This window comes from Croceitalea marina, from assembly GCF_042684265.1.
GTDB lineage: Bacteria > Bacteroidota > Bacteroidia > Flavobacteriales > Flavobacteriaceae > Croceitalea > Croceitalea marina.
The window spans coordinates 193,708-220,688 of record NZ_JBHULB010000007.1 but is presented as its reverse complement, the minus strand read 5'-3'; the positions used below and the strand labels follow the sequence as shown (position 1 = coordinate 220,688).

The following is a 26,981-nucleotide window of genomic DNA, read 5'->3' as shown; positions in this document are numbered from 1 at the left end:
CTATTTCCTTAAATAATAAACCAATCCTATTGCAACTAAAACGACTAATCCTGCAATTATAAAAGGATAATAAAAGCCACCTGCAAGCAACCAAGTTCCCAATACGGGCCCCAAAATCTGTCCGATACTGTTCGTTGAGCTTTGTATGGAAATGTTTCTTCCCGTATCTTCCTTAGATAACAAAGAGACGGCTGAAAGCAGATTTGGGGTTACCATCGCACCACCACTGGCAAATAGTATTATCATACCATATACAGATAGCTCATTGCGCAAAAAAGGGAATACAATAAGTGAAAGTCCGGTAATCACTAAGCCTAACGTGATTTGCTGTTTCGAGGTCATTATCTTTTCCCCATAAGTAGCAAAAACAGGCTGTAAGACTGCCATCACTGAACCGCAAAGCATAAAGCCAATACCGACTTGACTACTATTGAACGCTAATTCATCCTTGCCATAGATTGAAAATACGGTTTCAAACAGGGTCACAACAAATTGCATTACAAAGGATAGCAGCAACAGTATGATAAAATAATTACTAAAAGTAAAATTAAATTTTATCGTTTTTTCTCTGATCTTGGTCACTATTGCCGTGTTCTTCAACCATTTCATAATTACGAATAATATGATTAACCCTAATATGGAAGCAAAGAAAAATGGAACCGAAAATCGGTCAAAATGAAATATGCCAAAAGAATATTTCAAGTGCACGTTGGTCTGTGATAACAGCCCCCCCAAAACAGGGCCAAAGATAACACCCGAACTGATCGCGACCTCGGACCATGCCATTATCTTGATTCTGCGCTTTTCCGAGGTTATATCACTTAGATAGGCATTGCTGACGGGAATTACCGAAGAGGTAAATATTCCTCCGATTATACGAGCTACATACAACATGGTGAGCGAAGTTGCCAGACCGGTCAATAGGTTCATTGTTATAAACCCGATAAGCCCAACCAGAATTATGGGCTTACGACCATATTTATCGGAAAGTCTGCCCCACACGATTACGAATACCAGTTGAAAAAATGGATAAATGCTGGTCAACATCCCTACGTGGAAGTTGATTAGGTCGGTATCCAGATTATCCTTTAATGCCAATCTTTCTGTATAATAGGGAAGAATGGGCAGTAGAATACCGTACCCCAACATTACTACAAATAGGCTCAACAAAACCAAAAATATCCTGTTGAGCTTTTCTTTCTTGTTCATTATTTTTTACCGATTTTTCGCTTTAATAATTGTGCATTAATGGCCACTATAATCGTACTCAAACTCATAAATACAGCAGCTACGGCTGGTCCCAATACGAATCCAGTTGAATATAGTACACCGGCTGCTAACGGGATGGCTACGACATTATAACCTGTAGCCCATATTAAATTCTGAATCATTTTATTATAGGTAGCCTTTCCGAATAAGATCAGGTTAGCGATGTCTTTTGGATTGCTGTTCACTAAAATAATATCGGCTGTTTCAGCAGCTATATCAGAACCAGAACCCACAGCAACACCAACATTTGCCTGTGCTAATGCAGGTGCATCGTTCACGCCATCGCCTGTCATGGCAACAAATTCACCTTTGCCCTGTAATTCTTGCACGATTTCAACTTTTTGATGGGGCAATACTTCAGCATAATAGCCATCCAGTCCAAGTTTATCGCTTACGGCTTTAGCGGTTTTTTCATTATCTCCGGTAGCCATATATACTTTAATATTGTTCTTTTTAAAGGTTTGTATCGCACTAGCGGATTCTGGTCTAATTTCATCCGAAAGGGCTATGTATCCTGCTAATTTTCCATCAATTAAAACGAACACTACTGTTTCGGCCGCATCGCTATAGGCATCCTCGGGAATGGTTATTTTTTCGTCCCGTAGATAACCGGGGCTTACCACCTTTATTTCCTTGCCTTCCACAATCGCTTCCACTCCTTTTCCTGTAATGGCATTGAAGTTTTTAGGTTTTGGTATGGCTATCTTGTCATCCTTTACCTTTTTTATGATTCCGACCGCAATGGGATGTTCGGAGCTTTGTTCCAGGGCACTTGACAATCGAAGGATTTCGGCTGTTGAATAATTATGGATAACAGATTCTATTCGGGTAACCCCAAAATCACCTTTGGTCAATGTTCCAGTCTTGTCAAATAATAATGCCGATATCTTTCTGGATTCTTCAAACGCAGTTCTATTTCGAATAAGCAAGCCATTTTGTGCTGAAACTGCGGTAGAAATCGCAACCACAAGTGGAATGGCAAGTCCTAAAGCATGCGGACAGGCAATTACCATAACGGTAACCATTCTTTCCAAAGCATATACGAACGGAAAACCTAAAGCCAGCCAAACTGCTAATGTTCCAAAACCAATTACTAAAGCGATGTAGGTCAACCATTTTGCAGCCCTATCTGAAAGGTTTTGCATTTTGGATTTAGTACGTTGTGCCTCATCGACCATTTTAATAACCTTGTTGAGGTAGCTGTCCTTACCTGTATGTTGAACCTTTACTTTTAAGGTGCTGTTGCCGTTAATGGAACCGCCGATTACTTTGTCATCCAATTCTTTTTTTACTGGTTTAGATTCGCCTGTGAGCATGGATTCGTTTAGGTAACTGGTGCCTTCGGTAATAATACCGTCTGCCGGTACTTTTTCTCCAGGTTTTATTAGGATGATGTCATCTTTCACCAGGTTTTCAAGACTAACATCTTCAATTTTATCGCCCACAACTTTGTGCGCTTCCGAAGGTAGCATGCTCACCAATAATTGCAACGCCTTGGAAGCACCTAAAACTGATTTCATTTCCAACCAATGCCCCAAAAGCATAATGACAATAAGCGTACTCAATTCCCAAAAGAAATCTTCGCCTTTAAGTCCGAAAACGGTTGCCGTACTATAAAAATAGGCAACACTGATAGCCATGGAGATTAGGGTCATCATTCCTGGACCTTTAGCTTTAATTTCCTTATAAAAGCCTTTTAAGAAAGGCCATGCGCCCCAAAAATATACAAAGGACGATAGGATAAACAGCACATAGGGATTTCCCGGCAATAAATAATCATAACCAAAAAATTCCTGTATCATTGGCGAGAAGAACAGAATTGGGATGGTAATTATCAATGATACCCAGAACCGTTTTCTAAAGTCCTTGACCATCATTTTATGATGGTCGTGACCCATTTGACCGTGACCCGGATTGTGACCCGAATGGTCCCCACCTTTGTGGTTCATTTTAGAATGGTCTTCTTTTTTGTGTTTCATCTTCGAATGGTCCATTTTTGAATGGTCCATTTCTTCGTGATTGTGGTGTTCGTGATTTTCCATTATTATCTTGTTTAAGTGTTATCGTAATTTTTTTCTCATAGCTTCTGAAATATTCTCGGCATATACTCCGTAGGCATCGACCAAGGTTCCCTTGATTCCATTTTTGGAAGAGATGGCATACAGGATACTATTGTCATCCGTACTGCTCATTCCCTCAAAACGATGTACCTCATCAACTTTAAAATCTTCCGGGTGTATTTCAATTTTTAGTGAAGCACACTCCAAACATTCAGGTTTTAGGTTAAAATCATATGTATAACCATTTGCCTGCAAATCGTTAATTGCTTCTGAAAGTGTGTCGTAGTTGTTCATTTTCGTTCTATTTATAAGTCATTGTAAAATAACTATTATCTTCCTCTGTAAATTTCTGAAAGGTCAGAAAGCCTTTACCATTTATTTTTTCATTGACAGTATAGTTGAGTTGCTTAATGCGAATTCCCCAGGCATAGGCCTTAATATTGATTTTTGAATTAATGTTGGTTTTGTTGCCCTCTAATGTTCGGTCGTAAATCTTTATGACGCTTTTTGAACCAAAAAAATTCAACAAGCCCGAATCAAAGCTCATTTCCAACTCTATATCTTCAAGGCTGTCCAAATCGTAGAGCTCTTTAAATTTTTTAGAGGTGGTATTAATTTCGGTCTCTTTTGATTTTGGGTTTGAAAAAGGAAAAGCCATTACCATTATACTCGCTTCATCAGGTTTACAGCGATAGGTTGTGGTGTATTTATCGGTCGATTTTTTGTCTTCATAGAACAATTCCGTAACCACCTCAATTTCATAGTATCCATTTTTCTTTATTGTTTCACCAGCTTCAAAAGTTTGTTTGTTTAGAAAAGAGCCTTCTTCATCAAAATTTTCTCGAACAACAACTCTACCTGAAATCTGCCCAATAAGCATTTCAGTTTGTCCAGTCATTGTGATGCTGAACAAAGTGATTAGTACTATAAAGCCTTGTTTTCTCATATATGGTGCATTAATTTTTTTACCTCTTTTGCCATAATATCACTTAAATCTATTCCATTTGAAGAGTGTGGTATGGTATTACAAGTTACAATTTTTTCTACTCCGGAATCCAATAAATCTTGATAGGCGTTTCCTGAAAAAACGGCGTGAATGCCTACACAAATAGGCGGTTTCATTCCGGCATTTTTCAAATGTTCCGTAGTTTCTATCATAGTCCGGGCTGTAGATATGATATCATCCACCAAAACCGGGGTGGATTCTTTATATTTCTCTACATCGGGTACGGAAACTTCAACATCTCTGTCGCCATGACGAACCTTTTGTAATACGGTAAACGGAACCCCTGCTTTTTTTGCCACATCGGAGACCCATTGCTCGCTTTCGGAATCAGGGCCAATCAGTACAGGATTGTGTATATTTTCCTTGATGTATTTGGAGATGGCATCCGCGGCACGGATGACCCTATTTGGAATATCGTATACCTCGCCCAAAGAACTTATTCTATGCAAATGCGGGTCAATAGTAGTGATGCTATCTGCAAATCCTGAAATCAATTTCCCGAAATAAGAAGAGGTAACCCCTTCCCCCTCGTGAAACACTTTGTCCTGACGCATATATGCCAAATAGGGTGCCACCAAACAGGTGCACATAGCGCCTAATGATTTGGCAGTATGGCTTAAAAAGTAGAGCGGCAACAGTTTTTCATCGGGTTCATGAAGGGTACAGACCATTACTACACATTTGCCTTTCACATCGGAAAGGATACGGGTATAGGATTCGCCGTCAGGAAATTTGCGCAATTTGCACTCCCCGATTTCGGCGTTCATCTTTTTAGCTAGTTGTGCCGTAAGTTCCTGGTTTCCCGGAAGGCTGAACAGTATCGTTTTCATAATCACTTGTATTTAAAATTTTAACATTATGTTTTTCCAGATAGCCCTTCAATTCATCAAAATCACAAACTTCCTCAATGTGTTTCAATCCTTTTTGGGTTTTATTCAAGTACATCAGTTCAGAGGCGTATGAAGTAGCCGTTGCAGTAGCCAGTGCCTCATTTTCTCCTGTCGCCAAATACTTTATACTGTACTGCATCCCTAGACTGTCTTTTCCATTAATCTCTATTTGTAGCCCAAACCGTTCTGAACCTATGCGGATAAAATCCAGAACCTTTTTAAATCTTTTTGGACTTATATTCTTAAACCATTTCAAAACACCGATTTTCTGAAATAGATAGAACAAATACGTAATCACCTTTGAATCGAAACCAATGCGGGTATCTATGGCCTTGGTATCCACAAGAAGTGGAATGGCGTGATGGTCCGAGAAATCGAACAAATAGAAAGTCCGTTCTCTTTGTTCGTTCAATAAGCGGGTCGATCTAGGGTGGGTAAAACCTTTCACGCCAACACTTCCTTTTTTTGTCTTTATTTTGAAGGAACTATTGGCCTTTTCCAGCATCCACCTAACGGAATCAACACCATGTGATTCTCCCAAACCAAGTATCACATAAGTATGTATTTCATCTATTTCGGCAAATTGCTTAGCACCGTTGAATGCCAATATATTTGAAAGACCTGGCACCAAACCAACACTGGGAATTACTAAACAATCGGCATTGTCGATGTAATCCGATAGTTCAAAAAATCGTTTGTGTGCCTTGAAAGAGGCACCAACCTCTGTATAATTAATATTGAACTGTAGACACTCAAGAATAAAGGAAATATTCATGGTTTCTATACAACTTACAGCAGTATGTATTTCATTGAAATCTACTTCTTTCAATCTTTCTTTCTCAACATCTAAATATATGGCCTTGGCATTAAGTCCATTTTGTTCAATAAGCATTTGGGCCTTATCCTTGTTTCTGCCTCCGACGATGATTTTTGAAGGATATTGCAATGCAAGCTGTCGCGAGACAATAGATCCAACGGTACCGTACCCTCCGATTATTAATATTTTATCTTTATCTACCATATATTATTCGATTTCGATAATATCATCATGATTCTCATAATATTCCAAGGCATAGTTCAGTTCCCCATTTGTTTCCGCGTGGAGTATATACACCAACTCTCCTTTTTCTAACTCATCGCCCAACCGGACGTTCATCGAAATGCCTGCCGATTTGGATTGTGGCGCTCCTGACAGTTTTGCGAGTTTTGCAATCTTTCGATTGTTTATTTTTTTGACCGTCCCACGTTTAGGTGCATGCATCTCAAATTGATAAGGGGCAACATAGGTTTTGGAAAATCTTCCTTGGGCCGTGCATATGGCCTCGAATTTTTGGTAGGCCTTTCCACTTTCCAGCAGTTCTTTCGCTATTTCAAGACCTTTTTCGGGCTTCACTTTTTCGGATAGCTCCAAGAGATGCCCCGCCAACAATATTGCCCGTTCTTTAAGGTCTTGTGGCGCATCCTCTTTATTCTGCAAAACACTTAGAACATCAACCGCTTCTAAATTGGGACCGATACCCCTTCCCACGGGCTGGCTGCCATCGGTAATGACCACCTTTATTTTAAGCCCCACAGCATCGCCCACGGCTTCCATATGTTCCTTGAGTTTTTGCGCGGCCTCTTCGCTGCGCACCTTGGCCGTTTCTCCAACAGGAATGTCGATGACCACATGGGTAGAACCTGCGGCTGCTTTTTTGGACAATACAGAGGCGATTAGCTGGCCTTCACTGTCAATATCCAAGGCTTTTTCCACCTTGATGAGAATATCGTCCGCTGGACTTAATTGTGCCGTACCGCCCCACACCAAACATCCACCTTCCTGTTCCACGACACGTTTGATTTCTTCGCCAGAGAGGGTAACATTCGTTAGTACTTCCATGGTATCGGCCGTACCCGCTGGCGAAGTAATGGCCCGTGATGAAGTTTTGGGCATTGTCAGCCCGTATGCGGCAGCAATTGCGACAACTATAGGCGTTGTTCTATTCCCCGGTAGGCCTCCGATGCAGTGTTTGTCCACCACTATTTCCTTGTTCCAATCCAATTGTTTTCCCGAGGTTATCATCGCCTTGGTAAGGTCCGAGATTTCATCTAAATCCATTCGGTCGCCAGCACAGGCCGTAATAAATGCCGATAGGTGGATGTTTGAATAATCCCCTTCGATGATATCCGTTATGATGTCTTTGTAGGCTTTGTAATCGAGTCTTTGATTATAAATTTTTGACCTTACAAAACTTAATGATTCTATGGGTTCCAAATGGGAAACGTATAACGTTTCGCCGTCCGATACTTTGAGTTTTTTTGCCGCTATTTGTGACAACCCCATTTCGCCCGGCCTAAGTACATCTGAAGTAATGATATGAAGGCTTGCAATTATCGAGGTGCTATTGTTCGATACCCTTATTCGGGTCAATGCTTCGAAACCTTCCGAAATGCAGACATGACAATCTTCTCGCATGTACACAACGTTTTCATTTTGCGTGTAAATGCCTAGAGGTTTGTATTTGAGAATGTTTGATTTTTCTTCCATTTCCATGTTATTCTTTTGTATTTTTCTTACCTATTTTATCTCTTCGATACCATAGAGTTGGGGAATTTCACTCTCCCAACCATAGGTTTCCTTAATTCCCTTTTTTAAGGCTTCCGCTCCTTCCTTTTCTCCGTGGATTATGAATATCCGTTCCGGTCTTTCTTCTATATCGCTCAACCAATCCAGCAGTTCGGCATGGTCTGCATGGGCCGAAAGCCCCTCTATCTCGGCCAATTGCATTTTGAAGGATACGGTCTTTCCGTACACTTTTAATTCTTTTTCTCCTTCCAATAATTTTCTTCCACGAGTGCCTTCAGCTTGATAGCCTACAAAAAGCAAGGTGTTATTTGGGTTCTGTGCCTGTGTTTCAAGATAGTTTAGCATTCTTCCTCCTGTGAGCATTCCGCTTCCTGCAATCACGATTTTTGGTTTGTTATCTGTTCTTAATTCCATTGTTTCACGATAACTGCTAACAACTGTAAAGTGTGAGCACATTTCGTCACATTCGTTGTCTTCCAATCTGTGCCAATCACGCGTTCTATGAAACAGTTCCAATACGTTGGCACCCATTGGGCTGTCCATAATCATTTGTACTTTGGGAATTTTGTTCTCTTTGAGTAACCTCCAGAAAATAAGCATCATCAATTGGGCACGTTCTACCGAAAAACTTGGAATAAATAAACTGCCTCCTTTGTCAATAGTTTCATTAACCAATTTTTCTATTTGCGGAATGGCTTCTGCTTCTTCAGGATGAAATCTGCCACCATAGGTTGATTCCATGAAAAGGACATCTGCTTTTTTTGGTTTTAAGGGTGGATATAACAGCAAATCGTTTGTTCTGCCAATGTCTCCAGAAAAGACAAAGCGTTTTCCATGTACATCCAATTCAATGAAAGTTGCACCAAGAATATGCCCATTATATTGAAATCGAGCTTTGATACCATCAAACAATGGAATCCATTGGGATTGGGGAATTGCTTTAAAATGTGGGATGGTTTGTTCTACATCTTTTAAATCGTAAAGCGGTTCAGCAGGACTGTGCTTTGAATACCCTTCCTTATTGGCTCGTTGGGCTTCCTGTTCCTGTATTTTTGCACTATCGTTCAATATAATCTTGGCGATGTCCAAAGTGGGGTAGGTGCCATAAATTGGCCCTTTGAAACCTTGTTTTACCAACCTTGGAAGATAGCCCGTATGGTCCATGTGGCCATGGGTAAGCAATATCACATCAATGTCGTTGACGTTCACAGGTGGGTATTCCCAATTTTTTAAGCGTAGTTCCTTGAGCCCCTGAAATAGACCGCAATCCACAAGTATTTTTCTATCCCCAGTATCCAAAAGATATTTGGAGCCGGTAACGGTTCCAGCCGCTCCTAAAAAATGAATTTTTATTGTATTTGTTTCCATTACTATTATTCGTTAATGCCGGCTGCACAATTTTGGCAAATCTCTAAATTCCTTTTACCGCTTGTCTGCAAACCCAACGTCATATTGTATTATTACCAATTTTAATCATCACCTAATTCACTACCTCGCACCTTAGCACGGATATAGACCTGTTGAATGGGTACTTCAAGTTGTTGAGGTCTTTAATTTACCTATTACTAGAGTCCTCCACAGCAGGAAGGTGTGTTTCCTTTGTCTTGGTTCGATTTGCATAACGTTTCTATTTCCTTATACAAATCGTGAAAGTCCTCTTTAATCAAAAGGGCTAGTTTCTTAGCGGATTTAGGTTCTGAGTTGACCATTTCCAATAGTATTTCAAAGGCTTCTTCCAGCAACATTGGCTCGTCTTCCATTGCTTGGTAAAATGGCTCTAACTCTATGCTCTTCTGTTTTTGTAATTCTTTTGTTTTCATCTGTATAGTTTTAGGATTACTGAATGTTTATTTTATTATTTTAATGTGCTGTACATAATTCTTCCGAATCTTTGAGAATGTTTTTTTGTCTTTGTTTAGGGATACCTATTTGCTCCAATAGTGATGGGTTTTCGTTAATTTCCTTGCAGAGCACAATGCCTTTATCCAATAATTTGGATTTTTCAGCTTTAGTCAATGTGGTCAAAGAGGTTAAAGGATGTAGTCCAAGTCTGTCTATTCGTTCCTTTAGACCGTGCCCTTTAGGATAATCCCAACTCGTCAGCATCAAACCTGCACAGGTACCATATTGGATGGCATCACTAGTAAAGCGGGTATTGGTACAAACACCACCTTGATGGAATTTGGTTTTATGGCCTTGTTGTTTTTCCCATTGCTTTTGTACATCCAAAAATCTAGATTGGATGTAGAGCGGAATCTTTACATTGCAAAATCGGCCTTGATCGCTATGGTATTTACATTCGATCATATAATGTTTATGATCTTTCTGGGCAATCACATCCACTTCATGCTGTACACAGTTGCCTTGTACGATTACCCCGACTCTTGTGTCAAAACCTTCATGGTCAAACACCTTGCCTACAAATTTTTCAAATGGATAGCCCGAAGGCCCTAACTCCATAAGGGCTTTTTTGAGCTTGTATTTTGAAGCGCTAGCCCTAGATTTTCTCTTTAATAAGTTAAAGGCCATTTGATATATCTTTTTGGTAGTCATTCCGTCGTGAACCTCCTTGTTAATATCTTGAACTATCTTTTTGATCAACAATTTATCGGCACCCGCCCGTTCTAATGAATTTATCACTTTTTCTATCTCAAAAAGTGCTTTCTCGCCGCTAGCCTTTATAATGTATATCTTATCCATTGATGTGTATTTTTTTAATATTGGCCAAGGCGAAGACGATCAAGAAAAAACTTAAGAATATTTCGAGCATAACAACGAACCTGGCTACATCGGATGTTGGAATTATATCGCCGTAGCCTACCGTTGAAAAAGTTATTACACTGAAGTAGAAAAAGTGGTACAAATTGTACAAGTACGAATTTGAATAATCGGGTACACCTACAAATGTTGAATTGTTGAATTGAAAAAGGCAGGCATAATCAGTCGCAAAAGAAAAAACACTTATGATGATTATCAAACCAAAAACCCATAGCAATCGCTCCAATGAATGACAGATTTTTATCAATTTTGATAACCGTTTTAAAGTGGTCATCGTAATCACGATGGTCTTGCCCAATGCAGCTGTAACAATGATAATGTGGAATGGCAACGATTTATGATCTACCATAGACATTAAAACAGCATATAAGGTTCCAATGCCCAAAATGGTAACAAGGGGCAAGGTCGTTCTTCCCAACAATAATTTGTAAAAGGGTTTTTCTCGTATTTGATTTAAGCTTCCCGACATCTTAATATGATTTATTTAAATTTTAATCGTCATAACCGGAAGTGTGGAATGATTGGCTACGCCCTCTGCAATACTTTTGGAAAACAAACTTAAAAAGCCGGTATTTCCATGCGTGCACATTGCAATTAAATCAGCCGGTTCATAGGTTAAGAAAGTATTGATACCAGTTTCTACTGAAGGTTCATTATTGACGTACATTGAATAATTTTTCAGCTCTGGGAACTTATCAACAAATGTTTTGATGGGATTTAGTCCCGCTTCAATGCTATTGGTATCCGTTTTTGTATTGACGCGCAAAAGACGGGTATGTGCATTGCATTTTTTTGCTATGGAGATTACATGCTTAAAAGCTTCACTTATATCCTCGTCAAAGTCTGAAACAAAAACAATATTTTTAAATGGAAAGGAAACCTCTTCCTCTTTGACCACGATTACCGGAACATCCGATTTTCGTACTATTTGTTCAACGTTGCTGCCAAATAATTCCCTAACCGCCCCTTTGGTTCCACTGCTCCCCGTGATGATAAAATCATGGTGAAAATGACCGGAATGTTTGAGAACTTTAGTAGTCTCCACCTGATATTCCAAAAAGGTCCGACATTCTAAACCTTCCTTTTCCGCCCTTTTTTCCAATTCCCTCAATGCGGATTTCGCAGCCCCGATTTTTCTAAGGGTTTCGGGATATCTTTTTTCCTTTAGCTTATCCAATTTAACCCAGTCCACAGGGGTATGTATCAAATGATAGAAATGGACTTCCGCATTATAGAGTTTGGCCATCGCTATTCCGACATTGGCAGCTTTATTGCAGTTTTCGGAAAAATCTGTTGGTACTAGTATATTTCTCATTCTTTCTAATTTTTGGTGTAACATTTATTGTGCGGTATAACCTCCATCGATAACCAATTCGGAGCCGGTCATGAATTTAGATTCGTCAGAGGCCAGATACACTACGCCATAACCTATGTCATCGGGTTCTCCCAAATGTCCGACGGGGTGTAAACTTTCCAATTGTTTTTTGCCTTCTTCCACATCACCTTGGGATTTCAGAAAATTTTCTACCATCGGTGTCCAGATATAAGCTGGATGAATAGAATTGACCCGAATCTTGTAACCTTGTTTTGCGCAATGGAGCGCTGCAGATTTGGTAAATATGGTAACACCGCCTTTACTCGCGTTGTATGCCGGTAGATTGGGATCACCAATAAGTCCTTCGATAGACGAGAAATTAATGATTGAGCCGCCCTCTCCGGTCTCTTTCATCCCCTTGATGCCATATTGGGTACCTAAGAAGGTGCCGTTGAGGTTTATATCCAAAAGATTTTTCCAATCTTCAAGACTAACTTCTTCTACCGTTCCACCGAGTCCTATACCTGCGGCATTAGCTACAACATGTAGCTTTCCAAATTTTTTGAGCGTAGTTTCGATGACCATTTCCCATTGATTTTCTTTGGATACATCTTGTTCAATGTATATGGCCTCACCGCCATTATACTTTATTTGTTGAACTACCTGATTTCCATTTTCTTCATCGATATCGGTTACAACTATTTTTGCTCCTTCCCGCGCCAACAAAATAGCACTTGATTTTCCTAGGCCGGAGGCACCTCCTGTGACAATAGCCACCTTATTTTTTACTCGATCCATATCTTAAGTTTATATAATTATTGTATTCATATTTTGTTTTTCTCAATTAAGAGACTTCATTTTCAGAATTTTTTCCTTTCTCAAAACAATCCAAATTGTATATTGTGGTCTCGGCAATATTTGTCAACGCCGTATCGGTCAGAAAAGCCTGATGGCTGGTTATCAAAACATTGTTGAAGGTCATCAAACGCGCAATGACATCGTCTTGTAGTATTTCGTCCGAACGGTCCTCAAAGAAAAGCCCTTCCTCTTCTTCATACACGTCCATCCCGAAATAACCGATTTTACCTGTTTTTAGACCTTCGATGACCGCCTTGGTATCCACCAAGCCCCCTCTGCTTGTGTTGATCAGCATGACCCCTTTTTTCATCATTCCAATTTGATTCGTGTCAATTAAATGCTTAGTTCCAGAAGTCAAGGGAACATGTAGGCTAATGATATCCGATTCGGCACATAGCGTTTCGCAATCGGTATAGCGAACGCCGTACTTTTCTATAAGACCTACATCCTCAGAAGTGTCATGGGCCAGTATCTTACATCCAAACCCGTGAAGGATTTTAACAAGGATTGCTCCGATTTTACCGGTACCGATGATGCCAACCGTCTTTCCGTTTAGATCAAAACCAGTGAGACCATTTAAGGAGAAATTCATGTCCCGTACCCTATTGTGCGCCCTAATCAGTTTTCTGTTCAAGGCCAATATCAGGGCAACTGTATGTTCGGCTATGGCATAGGGGGAGTAGGCTGGAACTCGGGAAACTTTGATGCCCAATTCTTTCGCTTTTTCCCTGGCTACGTTATTGTAACCTGCCGTACGAAGCGCGATGTATTTTACCCCCAGGGCACTTAACTTTTCAAGTACTTTCTCCGAGGCATCATCACTTGTAAACAGACTGATAGCCTCGGCCCCCTCTGCCAAGGATGCCGTGTTTTCAGTTAATCGCAGCTCAAGTAGTTTTAATTCATGCTTGCCATTGTTTGCGGATACTAAATGGGCTTCTTCAAATTTATGTGCACTAAATACCGTTGTTTTCATATTCTTTTATCTCTCAATTTATCAATTTATCCATGCGTTAAGCAAAATATAAAGGATTCCCAGAAGTACTACCGACCCAAAAGAATATCCAACAAGGTTTCCTGTTTTTCTGGAGCCTTTAAAAAAGACAATCCCTAATTTCACGGCCATATTACTTAGGGTCGCGGTTATGATGACATTGGCCGCAAGAATAAGTTTATCTTCCAACAAGGCAAATTTTGCCATGCTAATGGTAATGGCATCGGTATCGGCTAAACCCGCTATCAAAGCTGAATAATACAGCCCGCTTTCACCAAAAAATTTATTCCCATAAAAAACAGCGAACAAGATCGCTACATAAATACCGCCGAACCCTATCGCATTCCATATGTTGAGCGGGTTGCCTAAATTTATATCGGTGTTGGGCTGATCGGTATCCTTTCTGATCAACAATAGGGAAGCCGCCAAACAAACTAGCGTAAGTAGGCCAAAGGGTATCGCCAAATATCCCAGGATGGCACTATTAAAAATATAGGCCAATACGGCTAGCCTAGGAAACATAATGGCCGAGGCGATGATGATACCCGAAGCGTATTTTTTAGAAAGTTCAGGGGATTCCTTGCTTCTCGAAGCATATATCCAGGCTACGGCAGTACTCGATATCAGACCACCTAGTACAGCGGTCAATAGGATTCCCTTTTTTGACCCTACATATTTTACCAGAAAATAACCGATAAAGTTCAGAAACGAAACGATTACTATGATGGCACCGATTTCAAAAGGATTCAACAGGCCTTCGGGACCGTAATCTTTATCGGGTAGAAAAGGCAGTATCAACAAGGCAATGATTGAAAACTTGATAAAAGCGAACAGTTCTGCAGGGGTAATGTTTTTAATGAACGAACGAAAGGTCGTCTTAAGTGATAGCAGCGTTACTACAATAACCGCTGTGGCAATGGCTTCCTTATAAAGATGGGCCGAAACCATGATGCCAAGGATAAAAGTGGTGATTAGCGCTAAATTGGTGGTTATACCGGTCATCGAATGTTTTTGGACAATGGATAAATGACTGATGCCGAAGAACAGGATAATAGTGGCTAAACCTATAATTACCAACCATGGGGTATACATCTCGTTCAAACTACCCAATATGAACCCGATAACGGTAACTATCGGGAAGGTTCGGATACCGGCAAACCCCTGTTCGTCCTTTAGTTTGTCATATTCCCGCTCCAAGCCTAGGATAAGTCCTATTCCGGTACTGAGGAGCACACCCAAAATATAGGGGCTTAACAACTCGTTGATGTTTTGATGTGCTTGCATTATCTTTTGATTCCCTTTGTTATTACTACCATTTCGTTAATGCCTGTGGCATCCACAATGCCTATAAGATGCCCTCCCTCTAGGACGGGGGCAAGTTGGGCATTGTCGGTCATGAGCTTTTCATATACTTGCTGTAAAGGCATGTCCGGGACAATAACGACGAAATCTTTCCGCATTATTTTGGATACCGGAGAGGTATTTCCATATGCCGATAATCCCTTGATTAGCTCTTTTCGTGTCAAGACACCCTGTACCTGATCGTTTTCTACAACTACAAATCCTTGTTCCTGGGTATTCCGTAATAACTGTACGGCCTTTTCCAAGGTTTCCTCGGGAAACAAACGGGTATATTGCCGAATCAGAACATCCTTGGCCGTATATCCGGTGAGTGCTGATTTGGTGCTTTCCAGGACTTCCTCGGCCCCGGCCCCCAGATAGATGAACAGACCAATAAAGACCAACCAGAAATTGGAAAAGAATCCCAGAAATACAAATACTATCGCAAGAAACTGCCCCACCCGCGCGGCGATTGTGGTCGCTTTCAATTTGCCCATATTGAATGCCAATAATGCCCGCAATACCCTTCCACCATCCATCGGAAAGGCAGGTATCAAATTAAAAACGGCCAAGATCACATTGGCGGCCATGATATTGAACCAGAAATTGTCGCCGCTCATATGGTCTATTTCCGAGATAGGCAACAATTGGTCGTTAACGTACAGAAAGATATAGAGAACTCCGGCAATGACGAAGTTTACCGCTGGACCGGCCAGGGCCACGGCCAGTTCTTTTGCAGGTTTGTCGGGCATTTTATCGAGACTGGCCACGCCACCAATGGGATAGAGTGTAATATCGCGTGTAGGAATCCCATATCTTTTTGCCATCAGGGCATGACCAAACTCGTGCAGCACCACACAGGCGAACAGAACGAGAATGAACAGAGCCCCTTTTATGCCTTCCGCCCAGCCATGTCCCATTTGAAAGTGCATCATGAAAATCCATCCAATGATGATCCAAAAGGTCCAATGGATAAATACCTTGATGCCGGAGTAGCTTCCTATAAATAACGACCATTTTTTCATAGTTGTACGATTTCGGTTTTTTTTAATCGATATGCCATTACTATCAATACCGCATACCCCAAGAGTCCAAGCAGGAATACGTAGCTGTAACCGTATAGGATAGAGATGACAATGGCAAAAATAGAGGCCGCGACCCCTGCCACGCTGGATATACCCAATAAATAGGAAATTATCTGCTTCTCTTTAAATGAGGTGGCTATTCTTAACAACAGGGGAAAGGGAACTCCTACGAAAAAGGATGGAAATAGTAAAAGAATAGCCACCCAAAATTCTGATAACCGTTCGTACCACATAGGGAGCAGTACATACACTGTGACCAAACATGCTATAATAATCAATGCCGCATACACCGTCAGTTTTTGGGGAAGGTTTTTTTTGAACGCCCTCGTCATTAAGCTGCCCATACCATTGCCCAATAGAAATGTAAAAAGCAACAATGAAAATGACTGCGACGGGCTCGACAGTTTTAAATTGAGTACCTGGAACAGGTAACCTTGTATGAGAATGTACGAAAACCCTAATAAAAAGACCAATAGGGCCAAGACACGGAACTTTTTTTGAGCGGTTACAGCGGTGTCTTCATAAAAGGAAACAGATTTCCATTTGTTTACATGATTGAACAGAAACCACCCAATGATGAATATACCCAGCCATAGGGGCGTTGCCATGGCATCGGGTATACCGTTGTTATAATTAAAGAAATAAGGCGAATCATCGCTGACCGGTCTTAGGTTTATGGATGCCGTTTTCCAAAGTTCATCATGGGGATAGGTTCCGGAGGAAATATCATAGATCAGGTCGTCGAACATAAACCATTGATAATTTACGTTCCGGACGATAGTATCCAAACCCTCTTGTTTTATGTATGGAAAGTAAAACGCATCTTGGTCCAGTTCCAAATAATGTGCGATACGATGGACCTCCTCGATTATTTCCTGTTCAAAAGGAGTCTTTTTAATGACCAGTACGGGATTCATCCCATTTGAGAAGATATAGACCTTTTTGAGTGCCTCCTTTTGGCCGATCCCCATCCGATCTTGGAGTTCCATATAGTTGGCCAACATTTTATATACTTCCTGCCTGCCGTGCATTGTAAAATAGATAGCTCCGTTTTCCGTCAGGCCCTCTAAGTAATCGGCCAAAGCTTCCATAGTAAACAGGTAATTTTCCGTAAGCCCATAAAAGTCGGTGCCCCGGGAACCCTTGGTTACGGGAATGGTCAATAGTATGGCATCATATTTTCCCTTGTTCTTGATCACAAAATTCCTGCCCTCGTTTACCTCTACCTTTATATTCTCCTTTTCAAGGAATGTAGCGGGATTGTATTTTTCCATGAGCTGCACAAAAGAGGGATTGACCTCGACGGCATCAACATAGCTGTAGCCCGAAAAATATGCCGCTGCAATGTCGATCCCTCCACCTGGTCCGATTATAAGGACTGAATCCTTATCGTTTTCATTGACAAAATTCATGGCAAATACGGCCGGGAATCCCGATAGTGCCTTTCTTATTTTTATGTTGTCCTTTGCCAACTCGTCAATGTTCACCACCTCGGTCCCCGCGGCCCCATCGATGAACATGGTTTTTGATACGGTACTGTCGGGATAAGTAAATTGCACCAGATCGGTCTTGCCAAAAGCGCTCCAACGACTTTCCAGTTTTTCACTTTGTAGGGCAGGATTGTTCATTAGACGATACATATCCTTCGAGGGGTCTTTTGAAATGGGGATATCGATGTCGAGGGCATCCTTTCCAAGCCCCATCAAAATGATAATGGCCACCGATAAAAGGGACAATGCCATTGAATAGCGATTTTTGCTTGCGAATGCGTGTATAGCCCAAACGACCAGCAAAAGTGCTATGGCTATTGCCACCACAAAGACTAAGCTGAACGTATTGAGCAGATATACCGATACCAGTGCCCCCCCGGCCGCTCCAATAAGATCTATAGCATAAAAGGTAGATGCATGCCGTTTATTCCTTTCGAATATAAAGGTATAGACAACCCCGATGGCTATAAAAGGAACGATAGAGAAGACAATAAAAGCAAGCAGGCCCAAATCATTAAAGGACGAACCACTGATTTTTGATAGTGCGAGCAATAGGGAAAAACCCAAGAACATGGCAATCGCAGGTAAGGCGGCCCAAAAACCCAATGCCTTGTCCATTCTATTGTAGAACTTGGCATAGCTTATCTGGCCGATTCCCAATCCCAATATGGAAAAGGCAATGATAATGAGCACGAAATGAAAACTGAGAAGGTAGGAGAACAATCGTGAGAGACTGATCTCAAAGATAATGGTCGCCGCGGTCAGCAGGAAGATGATCAATATGTCGGGTAAGGATTTTTTCATTTTTAAGTACCGAATATTTTTAAAAGTTCTTGTAACTCATCGTTCACTTGGTGTTGTTTTACCACCTGCTCAAAGGGGGTAAGGCTCAATTGATTGTCCAAAACCCCGACCATTGCATTTCTTCTGCCCAGCAAAAGTGCCCTCACTGCGGCCGATCCAAGTCTGATTCCCAACATTCTGTCTAGGGACGAAGGGCTACCTCCCCGTTGCACATGACCAAGTTTTGTAATCCGCAGGTCCACTTTTGAATTGATTTCCTTGATCTTTGACGCCACGAGTCCTGCTCCCAATTCATCTCCTTCCGAAACCACTACGATAAACCCATCTTCACTTTTATAGTCCTTGACTTTTTTAAGCAACTGGAGAAAATCTTCACCGCTCTCGGGTATCAATATGGCATCAGCACCAACGCCCAATCCGGAATGAATGGCAATATAGCCGCTATCCCGGCCCATTACTTCCACAATAAATACCCGATTGTGAGATTCGGCAGTATCTTTAATTTTATCGATATTTTCAATGGCTGTGTTGACCGCGGAATCAAAACCAAGGGTGTAATCGGTGCCGGAAATATCGTTATCTATGGTCCCGGGAATACCTATGAATGGGATGTCACAAATTTCTGAAAAAGCAAGCAGGCCCTTAAAAGTACCGTCGCCACCAATGGCTACCACAGCATCGATATCATTGTCCTGAAGGTTTTTAAAGGCAAGTTGCCTTCCTTCCACGGCCATAAAGCGCTCGCTTCTGGCGGTTTTCAATACCGTACCACCACGGTGTACCGTTTTTTGTAGCTGTTGGCTTTCCAAAGGGATAAAATGCCCATCTATCATGCCTTCGTACCCCTTTAGGATGCCGCTTGCCCTAATGCCATGTTGCTCAGCTACCTTTACTGTTCCGTATAGTGCAGCGTTCATTCCCGGAGAATCGCCCCCTGAAGTGAATACCCCGATATGTTTAATTTTACTATTATCCATTTTCCTTTTTTTTTAAACTATTATTTACTCGATAGTCGAGCTTTGCTATCACTTTAGGCTTGCCCGTTCCACTTCCAATCCCTGACCTCGGGCATATCCAGCCCATTTTTACGGATGTAGTACTTGTGTTCGATCAGTTTGTCTTGCATTTCCTGTTTCAGGTATGCCACTTCGTCGCCGAGGTTCGGCAACCTGTCCAAAACATCCTGTACCAAATGAAATCGATCTATATCGTTCAATACCGTCATATCAAAAGCGGTAGTTATAGTGCCTTCTTCCTTATAGCCCCTTACGTGAAAATTGGAATGGTTCGTACGATTGTAGGTCAATCTATGTATAAGCCATGGATAGCCATGAAAAGCGAAAATGACAGGCTTGTCTTTAGTGAACAACATATCAAAATCGGCATCCTTTAATCCATGTGGATGTGCCGTCTCGGTCTGGAGCTTCATCAGATCGACCACGTTTACGACCCGTATTTTCAGATTTGGTAATTTTTCGCGAAGTATGGATACGGCCGCCAAGGTTTCAAGGGTAGGCACGTCGCCTGCGCAGGCCATAACGACATCGGGTTCCGCATCTATATCATTACTGGCCCATGCCCAGATACCGATGCCTTTGGCACAATGTATGACCGCCTCCTCCATAGGGAGCCATTGCGGTGCGGGATGTTTACCGGCGACGACAACATTTACATAATGCTTGCTTCGAAAACAATGGTCCATGACGGATAGAAGACAATTGGCATCGGGCGGCAAATAAACACGGACTATTTCGGCTTTTTTATTGACCACATGATCAATAAAGCCAGGATCTTGGTGGGTGAACCCATTGTGGTCCTGTCGCCATACATGGGACGCCAAAAGTATGTTCAGGGAGGCGATCTTTCTGCGCCAAGGTAGCTCTGAGGTTACTTTTAGCCACTTGGCGTGTTGGTTGAACATGGAATCGATAATATGGATGAACGCCTCGTAACAATTGAACAGACCATGTCGTCCGGTTAAGAGATACCCTTCTAGCCAGCCCTCGCATTGGTGCTCGCTCAACATTTCCACCACGCGCCCGTCTTTTTTGAGGAGTTCATCGGTAGCCATGGTTTCGGCTTCCCATTGGCGATCAGTAGCCTCGAAAACTGAATTTAAACGATTGGAAAGCGTTTCGTCGGGGCCGAAAATCCTAAAGTTTCGTTGTGCTTCGTTCAATTTTATGATATCCCTGGCAAATTCGCCTAGAACGCGGGTGTCGCCATTTCCCATTTTTCCCCGTTCCGAAACATCCAATGCATAATTCCTAAAGTCGGGCATATGTAAATCCTTTAATAAAATTCCTCCGTTGGCATGCGGATTAGCCCCCATTCGCCGTTCGCCTTTAGGTGCCAGGTCGGCCAATTCTGATAAAAATCGTCCCTGTTCATCAAAAAGCGCTTCAGGTCTGTAGCTTTTAAACCAATCTTCCAACTGCTTTAGGTGCTTTGGATTATTTGCCACATCCGATAAGGGTACCTGATGCGATCTGAAATGATTTTCCACCGGTAGGCCGTCCACAAACTTGGGTCCCGTCCACCCTTTGGGGGACTTGAGAATGATCATGGGCCAACGAGGACGTTCCGAATTGTCATCCTGGGCGGCATTCTCCTTTATCGCTTTAATTTCCTTGACTACCTGATCCAATAGCTGCGCCATTTTTTGGTGCATGGCCATTGGGTCTTCCCCTTCGATCCAATAGGGTTTCCATCCATACCCAGAAAAAAGTTGTTCCAGTTCTTCATTCCCGATACGGGCCAAGATAGTGGGGTTGGCAATCTTATACCCATTGAGATGTAAAATCGGAAGCACCACACCGTCGGTCACCGGATTTAGGAATTTGTTGGAGTGCCATGCCGTAGCCAACGGACCGGTTTCCGCTTCCCCGTCACCCACTACACAGGACACGATGAGATCGGGATTGTCAAAGGCCGCACCGAATGCATGGCTCAGGGAATAGCCCAGTTCACCGCCTTCGTGTATGGAACCAGGACATTCGGGGGAGACATGGCTAGGGATTCCGCCCGGAAAGGAAAACTGTGTAAACAGTTTTTTTAATCCTTCTTCATCCTGACTTATGTGAGGATACACTTCACTATATGTTCCTTCAAGGTAGGTACTGCCAACAAGTGCCGGTCCGCCATGACCCGGACCTGATACGTATATCATATTCAGATCATATTTTTTGATGATACGGTTCAGATGTACGTAAATGAAATTTTGGCCGGGCGTAGTACCCCAATGCCCTAATAACATAGGTTTGATATGTTCCGGTTTCAGCGGTTCCCGCATCAGCGGATTGTCACGCAAATATATCTGCCCCACAGAAAGATAATTGGTGGCCCTCCAATAGGCATCTATTCTCCCTAGATGTTCGTTGGATAATTCCTCTTGTCCTATTTCACTATGTTGCTTTTCCATGTCTTACTTATTTTTGAACCGTTGTTCTTTATTTTTGATTCCATATAGAGGTCCGTCGTACATTTCGCGATCATTAGCTCTTCGTTGGTAGGGATTACCAATACCTTTACTTTGCCACCCTCTATCGAAATTTCGGATTGATTTTGGATGTTTCGGTCTTTGTCCAATTCAACTCCTGCAAAACGAAGGCCTTCACAAACCCTTGATCGTATTATGGGTGCGTTCTCCCCGATGCCGCCCGAAAAAACCAAGGTATCAAGGCCTTCCAATACGGTCATAAATGAGCCGATCCATTTTTTTAACTGGTAGCAAAATAGAGCCACCGCTTCCGCAGCCCTTACATCTGAGCTTTCCGTTTTCAGAAGATCCTGCATATCGGCACTCGTTTCCGAAACCCCTAAAAGACCGGCTTCATGATTGATCAAATGATTGAACTGTTTTGTGTTCATTCCCTCACAGTTCATCATGTACCAAGCAACCCCCGGATCCAAATCCCCACTCCTTGTACCCATCATACATCCACCTGCAGGTGTAAAGCCCATACTGGTATCCATACTTTTGCCATCTTTCAAAGCCGCCAAACTGGCCCCGTTCCCAAGATGGGCCAGAATGATGCGTCCGTTCGCTTCACCGGCACCCGCTATTTCCTTTAGCTTTTCCATAAGAAAAGCATACGATAATCCATGAAAACCATACCGCTGAACTCCAGCTCGATCAAAGCGCCTTGGTATAGGCAATATTTTTGCTATGCGTGGCATTGTTGTGTGAAAGGCGGTATCGAAACAGGCTACCTGTAATACTCCCGGACATCTATATTTAAAAAGTTCAATGATTTCGATCTCAGCAGGTAAATGTTCCGGGTCGTAATCCCTTATTCGCTTTAATTCCTTAATTAAAGTTGCATCTATCACTTCGGCACGGGAATGTTCCATGCCATGGACGACACGATGGCCGATACATTTAATTCTATCAAAACTCTTTTGCCTTTTTAGCCATGAGATCAAAAAGATGGCGGCCTCGTAAAAACCTGGACAGTATACATCATAGCTCATTTTTTTATCCTGATTGACGTAGGTAACATTGAAGCTTGTATTTTTTAATCCAATGCGGTTTATGCTCCCGGAAAATAGAGGCTTAGGAGTCTTGGCCATTTCGTACATGGCGAACTTGATGCTGGACGAACCACCATTTATGGTAAATATGTTTGAATTTTCCGGGTACATTATTTGTATCAGATTAAAATTTTTGGCTTTTAGTAATGAAGATTCAACCCATTCGACCGATTGACCCATTTCTTTCGTTTATCAAGAATCATTTATTTGGCAAGGCACAATCCTTGTCCTTCATATAAAAAGCGGCAATCTTTTCATATTTTGGCCCCAGTTCCCTCCCACACCACGCTAACAGGGCGGGCTGTTCCGAACAAGTGGTATTCCTGACCGCTTTTTCCAATTCTTTCTTTAACAGTTCATCATTAAAGCTTACCTTCTTTAGTACAACTTCATGGTATTCAAGCGTTTTCATTACTTATTTATTTTTAAATTCTTATAGATGTTAATGTTGCCACTGAATCATGTTATCCTCCAAGGGCACGGCAACGCCTTCGTAATCCGGTAGAATACGAACGGTATAGTGATTGGTGGGCCGGGGAGTATTGGCCTGGGCATAAAAATTATGTTCCCCTTGTTCTCCCATCCAGTCAAATTTCATTTTGATTCTTTCCGGTGGTTTGCCGTTCATACCTTCTGCAAAAAGCTCTACGATAATATTTTTAGGATTTATTTCGTTCAGCCAAACCGGGACTTTAAAATGATGCTTATGGCGCTCGCTCTCAATTTGAACTTTTCCGAATTTTATGGCCTCCCATTTATGCCCAAGATCATGCGCAGCATCTAAAACCCTTTTTCCTGCGGCTCCTTTTCTTGCCGCCCGTTTTTTATATCTTGCCGCCGCGGGAAGGTAAAATTGTTCCGTATACTCGCGTACGGTGCGATTGGCAGAAAATTGGGGAGTAAGGGTCGCCATGCTTTTTCGCATCCGTGATACCCATTGTTCGGGCACGTTTTTTTTATTGCGCGCATAAAATTCGGGCACGACGTGCTGTTCCAATAGGTCAAACAGGGCTGTCGCCTCGGCTGCATCCCAAGCGGGGTCATCGCCGTGTTCTTGACCGTCTCCCAAGGCCCAACCTACCTCCGGGGTATAGGCCTCGGCCCACCAACCATCCAGTTCAGATAAATTGATGCCCCCGTTGACAAGTACTTTCATGCCACTGGTTCCGCTCGCTTCCCACGGGCGTCTTGGGGTATTGAGCCATACATCGACACCCTGTACCAAATTCTCGGCCAACATCATGTCATAGTCGCTCAAAAAAATCACATGCTTGTACAAATTATGCTGTTGGATAAATTGCACCCATTTTTGTATCAATGCTTTCCCCGATTCGTCAAATGGTGGAGCTTTACCGGCCAAGACTATTTGTACAGGATGTTCTGGATTGGTTAGAATGCGCTTAAACCTTTCTGGATCGTGCAATAGAATGTCCGGTCTCTTGTACGATACAAATCGCCTGGCAAAGCCCAAGGTCAAGGTATTGGGGTCAAACACCTTTTTCGCGGTAGCAATTATATCGGAGGAAAGACCGGAAACGATAGCTTGTCTTTCAAATCTTTCCCTGATAAAACCAACGAGCCGATTTCTCGATTGGTTCCTGAATTGCCATAATTTTGCATCAGGAATTTTCGAAATATGTGCTTCATGGTCCGTGAGTTCCCCTCTCCAACGATCTTTTCCGCAGGACTCCGTCCAGAGTTCATCGGCATATTTGGAATCCCAACACGGCATATGGACCCCATTGGTCACATGGTCGACTGGAATTTCGGATATGGGCCATCGTGGAAAAAGATTGGTAAAAAGATTTCTACTTACTTCGCTGTGCAACCGGCTAACACCGTTCACGGCACCACTTCCACGAATGGCGAGATAGGCCATATTAAAACTCTCCCATTGATTATTGGCATCTGCCCGGCCCAGGGCCATCAAGTCGTTGAAATCGATACTTAGTTCTTCCTTGGCATACCGGCCAAGAAATTGCTCCATAAGCGATGGGCTGAAATGGTCAAAACCGGCGGGGACGGCAGTGTGCGTCGTAAATAGGTTGCCCGCCCTGGTTACGGCTAGGGCCTCTTCGAACGAAGTGCCGTTCGCCTTCATAAAATCGTTGGCACGTTCCAGTACGAGAAAGGCGGCATGGCCTTCGTTCATATGGCAAACCTCGGGATCGATATCCAGGGCCTTGAGCAGTTTGTAGCCCCCGATGCCCAGAACAATTTCCTGTTTAATGCGATGGTCCGGACCACCTCCATATAGTTCATCGGTAATACCCCGATGGACCGGTAAATTCGCGGCGTCATTGCTATCCAATAAATATAGCTTTGCCCTACCTACCTTTACCTGCCACGCACGTAGCCATAGTGGATGGCCAGGTAAAGACACTTTTAAGCGAAGCCATTCCCCATTGGGCAGACGTAAGGGCGTAATGGGCAACTGACCGGGGTCATTGTAAGGGAACAGGGCATTTTGAGTGCCGTGTTTGTCTATTTCCTGGCGGAAGTAGCCTTTATCGTAGAGTAGTCCCACCGCAACGACGGGCACGCCCAAATCACTTGCCGATTTTAGTTGATCGCCAGCTACATTGCCCAAGCCACCGGCATATATGGGAAGGGCCTCGTTCAGCATATATTCCATACTGAAATAGGCAACGGTGCGCAACTGCGTCTTTGGATGCTTTTGCTGGAACCAAGAGGGAGCGGAAAGGGCTTCGTCGTTCAACTTTAAAAGAGCGTCCAGTGTTGACCGAAAATCGGGATCGGACAAATGCTGCTCCAGCTTATCCCGTGAAACGGTCTGTAATATGACCCATGGATTCCTTGTAAATTCCCACAGTTCGGGATCCAATTGTTGCCAAAGTTCATCGGAAGCGTGGTTCCATGACCATCGTATATTGAGGGCAAGTTCTATGAGGTTTTCTACTCCCTCGATGTCGGTGTGCATCGATCCGTAGAGTTGATGCGTAGTGTTATTTGTTTTTTTCATCTTCATTTTTATTTTCCAGTTCTTATTTTCCAGTTCTTATTCTAATCCATTTTTACTGCCGATCAACCGAAAAAATCCGTGACTGCTTTCCAGACGATGTTCGGGTCTTTCAAAAAAAGTTGATGGTCGCCACCATTGACGGTCAGAAATTCGGCATTTGAAACGGTATTGGCCAATTTTACCGCATTAACCAGGGGAGCCGTGGTATCTTGATCGCCATGGATAAAAACAACTTTTTTGTTTCCGATGTTTCTGGCGATGGCATATAGGTCAGTATCCAGGATTATTTCGTTCAACGAATTGTAATAGCTCTGCCAAGTGTGTTTATTGGCATCTGCAAATACGTCATCCGACAGGTTATCGGGCTTGAATATCCGGGTCATAAAAATGGGATGCAGCAAACAGAGGTATTTGGAATATTTGTTTGCCGTAAGCCTGTCAAAAAGAGAATGTTCTGACATTATATCATTAAATTCTTTCATATCCTTATAGACCGGGGTACCTATCGCTATTGCCCCTTTAAACCAATCGGGATGTTTTTCAAGAAGTGCCAATGCGATGACAGTGCCCATGGAGTGTGCGACGAGCACGGTTCTGCCCCCATCAAAACCTTCTTTTGAAATAATCGCTTCCAAAGTTCCCACCTGCATCTCAAGGCTGTAATCGCTATTGGGCTTTGGGGAGTCGCCAAAACCGAGCAGGTCGACCAACAGAAGTTTATGTGTGCCTGAACTGGTATCCAAATCCCTTTTCCAATAGTTTTTGGAGCCCGTTAGGCCATGGATAAAAACCAGATTCCTATCCCCAGAGCCCACTATTTCAAAATTCAAGGCCATGGTTTCGGGATTATACTTAGGTGCTACGGCAACAACAAGGTATTGATACCCACCTATAGAAATAAAAAGTACGGCTACTACCAGTAATAAGACCAACATCCTTTTTCCCGTTTTAATAATGAAATCTTTCATGGTTCTACTCGATTATAACTAGTATTTGATTCGTAAAAAAT

General features: G+C 42.4%; 23 protein-coding genes. All 23 read right to left on the bottom strand.

All coding sequences use genetic code 11. The features are described from left to right. The 23 genes from ACFSQJ_RS05075 to ACFSQJ_RS04965 all read right to left on the bottom strand — a co-directional run bounded on the left by ACFSQJ_RS05075 (position 1) and on the right by ACFSQJ_RS04965 (position 26,940). Positions 1-1,209 (bottom strand): MFS transporter, encoded by a 1,209-nt coding sequence (locus ACFSQJ_RS05075; RefSeq protein ID WP_377765888.1) that lies wholly within the window; start codon positions 1,207-1,209, stop codon positions 1-3. Beyond that, positions 1,209-3,311 (bottom strand): copper-translocating P-type ATPase, encoded by a 2,103-nt coding sequence (locus ACFSQJ_RS05070; protein ID WP_339337223.1) that lies wholly within the window; start codon positions 3,309-3,311, stop codon positions 1,209-1,211. The genes ACFSQJ_RS05075 and ACFSQJ_RS05070 overlap by 1 nt, the downstream gene beginning before the upstream one ends. An 18-nt stretch (positions 3,312-3,329) precedes the next feature. After that, complete coding sequence (locus ACFSQJ_RS05065) at positions 3,330-3,623, bottom strand: phosphoribosylpyrophosphate synthetase (protein WP_377765887.1); 294 nt, start codon at positions 3,621-3,623, stop codon at positions 3,330-3,332. Between the two features lie 7 nt (positions 3,624-3,630). Continuing rightward, positions 3,631-4,275, bottom strand: a complete 645-nt coding sequence (locus ACFSQJ_RS05060) for a hypothetical protein (protein WP_377765886.1) — start codon at positions 4,273-4,275, stop codon at positions 3,631-3,633. Then, positions 4,272-5,165, bottom strand: coding sequence for a ribose-phosphate pyrophosphokinase (locus ACFSQJ_RS05055; RefSeq protein WP_377765885.1), 894 nt, complete (start codon positions 5,163-5,165; stop codon positions 4,272-4,274). The genes ACFSQJ_RS05060 and ACFSQJ_RS05055 overlap by 4 nt, the downstream gene beginning before the upstream one ends. Next, complete coding sequence (locus ACFSQJ_RS05050) at positions 5,107-6,246, bottom strand: hypothetical protein (protein ID WP_272651042.1); 1,140 nt, start codon at positions 6,244-6,246, stop codon at positions 5,107-5,109. Before ACFSQJ_RS05050 ends, ACFSQJ_RS05055 begins: the two co-directional genes overlap by 59 nt. Before the next feature lie 3 nt (positions 6,247-6,249). Then, positions 6,250-7,758, bottom strand: a complete 1,509-nt coding sequence (locus ACFSQJ_RS05045; protein WP_449257566.1) for a thymidine phosphorylase family protein — start codon at positions 7,756-7,758, stop codon at positions 6,250-6,252. A 24-nt stretch (positions 7,759-7,782) separates the two neighbouring features. Next, positions 7,783-9,159 (bottom strand): MBL fold metallo-hydrolase RNA specificity domain-containing protein, encoded by a 1,377-nt coding sequence (locus ACFSQJ_RS05040; protein WP_377765884.1) that lies wholly within the window; start codon positions 9,157-9,159, stop codon positions 7,783-7,785. 197 nt (positions 9,160-9,356) lie between these two features. Then, positions 9,357-9,611: a hypothetical protein gene (locus tag ACFSQJ_RS05035; RefSeq protein WP_093978435.1), complete on the bottom strand. Its 255-nt coding sequence runs from the start codon at positions 9,609-9,611 to the stop codon at positions 9,357-9,359. A gap of 40 nt (positions 9,612-9,651) precedes the next feature. After that, complete coding sequence (locus ACFSQJ_RS05030) at positions 9,652-10,491, bottom strand: restriction endonuclease (protein ID WP_377765883.1); 840 nt, start codon at positions 10,489-10,491, stop codon at positions 9,652-9,654. Continuing rightward, positions 10,484-11,038 carry a potassium channel family protein gene (locus tag ACFSQJ_RS05025; RefSeq protein WP_093978437.1) on the bottom strand — a complete coding sequence of 185 codons (555 nt, stop codon included), beginning with the start codon at positions 11,036-11,038 and terminating at the stop codon, positions 10,484-10,486. Before ACFSQJ_RS05025 ends, ACFSQJ_RS05030 begins: the two co-directional genes overlap by 8 nt. Positions 11,039-11,053: 15 nt before the next feature. Continuing rightward, entirely contained in the window at positions 11,054-11,884 is an 831-nt protein-coding gene (locus ACFSQJ_RS05020; protein ID WP_377765882.1) for a universal stress protein, read from the bottom strand. A 24-nt stretch (positions 11,885-11,908) separates the two neighbouring features. Continuing rightward, positions 11,909-12,682 carry an SDR family oxidoreductase gene (locus ACFSQJ_RS05015; protein ID WP_272651035.1) on the bottom strand — a complete coding sequence of 258 codons (774 nt, stop codon included), beginning with the start codon at positions 12,680-12,682 and terminating at the stop codon, positions 11,909-11,911. 46 nt (positions 12,683-12,728) lie between these two features. Then, positions 12,729-13,718 (bottom strand): 2-hydroxyacid dehydrogenase, encoded by a 990-nt coding sequence (locus ACFSQJ_RS05010; RefSeq protein WP_272651034.1) that lies wholly within the window; start codon positions 13,716-13,718, stop codon positions 12,729-12,731. A 21-nt stretch (positions 13,719-13,739) separates the two neighbouring features. After that, complete coding sequence (locus ACFSQJ_RS05005) at positions 13,740-15,020, bottom strand: MgtC/SapB family protein (protein WP_339337216.1); 1,281 nt, start codon at positions 15,018-15,020, stop codon at positions 13,740-13,742. Next, complete coding sequence (locus ACFSQJ_RS05000) at positions 15,020-16,102, bottom strand: site-2 protease family protein (protein WP_339337215.1); 1,083 nt, start codon at positions 16,100-16,102, stop codon at positions 15,020-15,022. The genes ACFSQJ_RS05005 and ACFSQJ_RS05000 overlap by 1 nt, the downstream gene beginning before the upstream one ends. Further along, positions 16,099-18,456, bottom strand: coding sequence for a hypothetical protein (locus tag ACFSQJ_RS04995; protein WP_339337214.1), 2,358 nt, complete (start codon positions 18,454-18,456; stop codon positions 16,099-16,101). Before ACFSQJ_RS04995 ends, ACFSQJ_RS05000 begins: the two co-directional genes overlap by 4 nt. Positions 18,457-18,458: 2 nt before the next feature. Beyond that, positions 18,459-19,433, bottom strand: a complete 975-nt coding sequence (locus ACFSQJ_RS04990; RefSeq protein WP_339337213.1) for an ATP-dependent 6-phosphofructokinase — start codon at positions 19,431-19,433, stop codon at positions 18,459-18,461. A 53-nt stretch (positions 19,434-19,486) separates the two neighbouring features. Continuing rightward, the gene (locus ACFSQJ_RS04985) at positions 19,487-21,877 is read right to left on the bottom strand and encodes a phosphoketolase family protein (protein WP_339337212.1); all 2,391 of its coding nucleotides are present in this window, start codon (positions 21,875-21,877) and stop codon (positions 19,487-19,489) included. Next, positions 21,853-23,169, bottom strand: coding sequence for an acetate/propionate family kinase (locus tag ACFSQJ_RS04980; RefSeq protein WP_339337211.1), 1,317 nt, complete (start codon positions 23,167-23,169; stop codon positions 21,853-21,855). Before ACFSQJ_RS04980 ends, ACFSQJ_RS04985 begins: the two co-directional genes overlap by 25 nt. A gap of 19 nt (positions 23,170-23,188) precedes the next feature. After that, a complete protein-coding gene (locus ACFSQJ_RS04975) occupies positions 23,189-23,401 on the bottom strand; it encodes a hypothetical protein (RefSeq protein ID WP_339337210.1) in 213 nt (70 codons plus the stop codon). 30 nt (positions 23,402-23,431) lie between these two features. Beyond that, the gene (gene glgP / locus ACFSQJ_RS04970) at positions 23,432-25,930 is read right to left on the bottom strand and encodes an alpha-glucan family phosphorylase (protein ID WP_377766241.1); all 2,499 of its coding nucleotides are present in this window, start codon (positions 25,928-25,930) and stop codon (positions 23,432-23,434) included. 104 nt (positions 25,931-26,034) lie between these two features. After that, entirely contained in the window at positions 26,035-26,940 is a 906-nt protein-coding gene (locus ACFSQJ_RS04965; RefSeq protein ID WP_339337208.1) for an alpha/beta fold hydrolase, read from the bottom strand. Positions 26,941-26,981 lie beyond the last annotated feature (41 nt).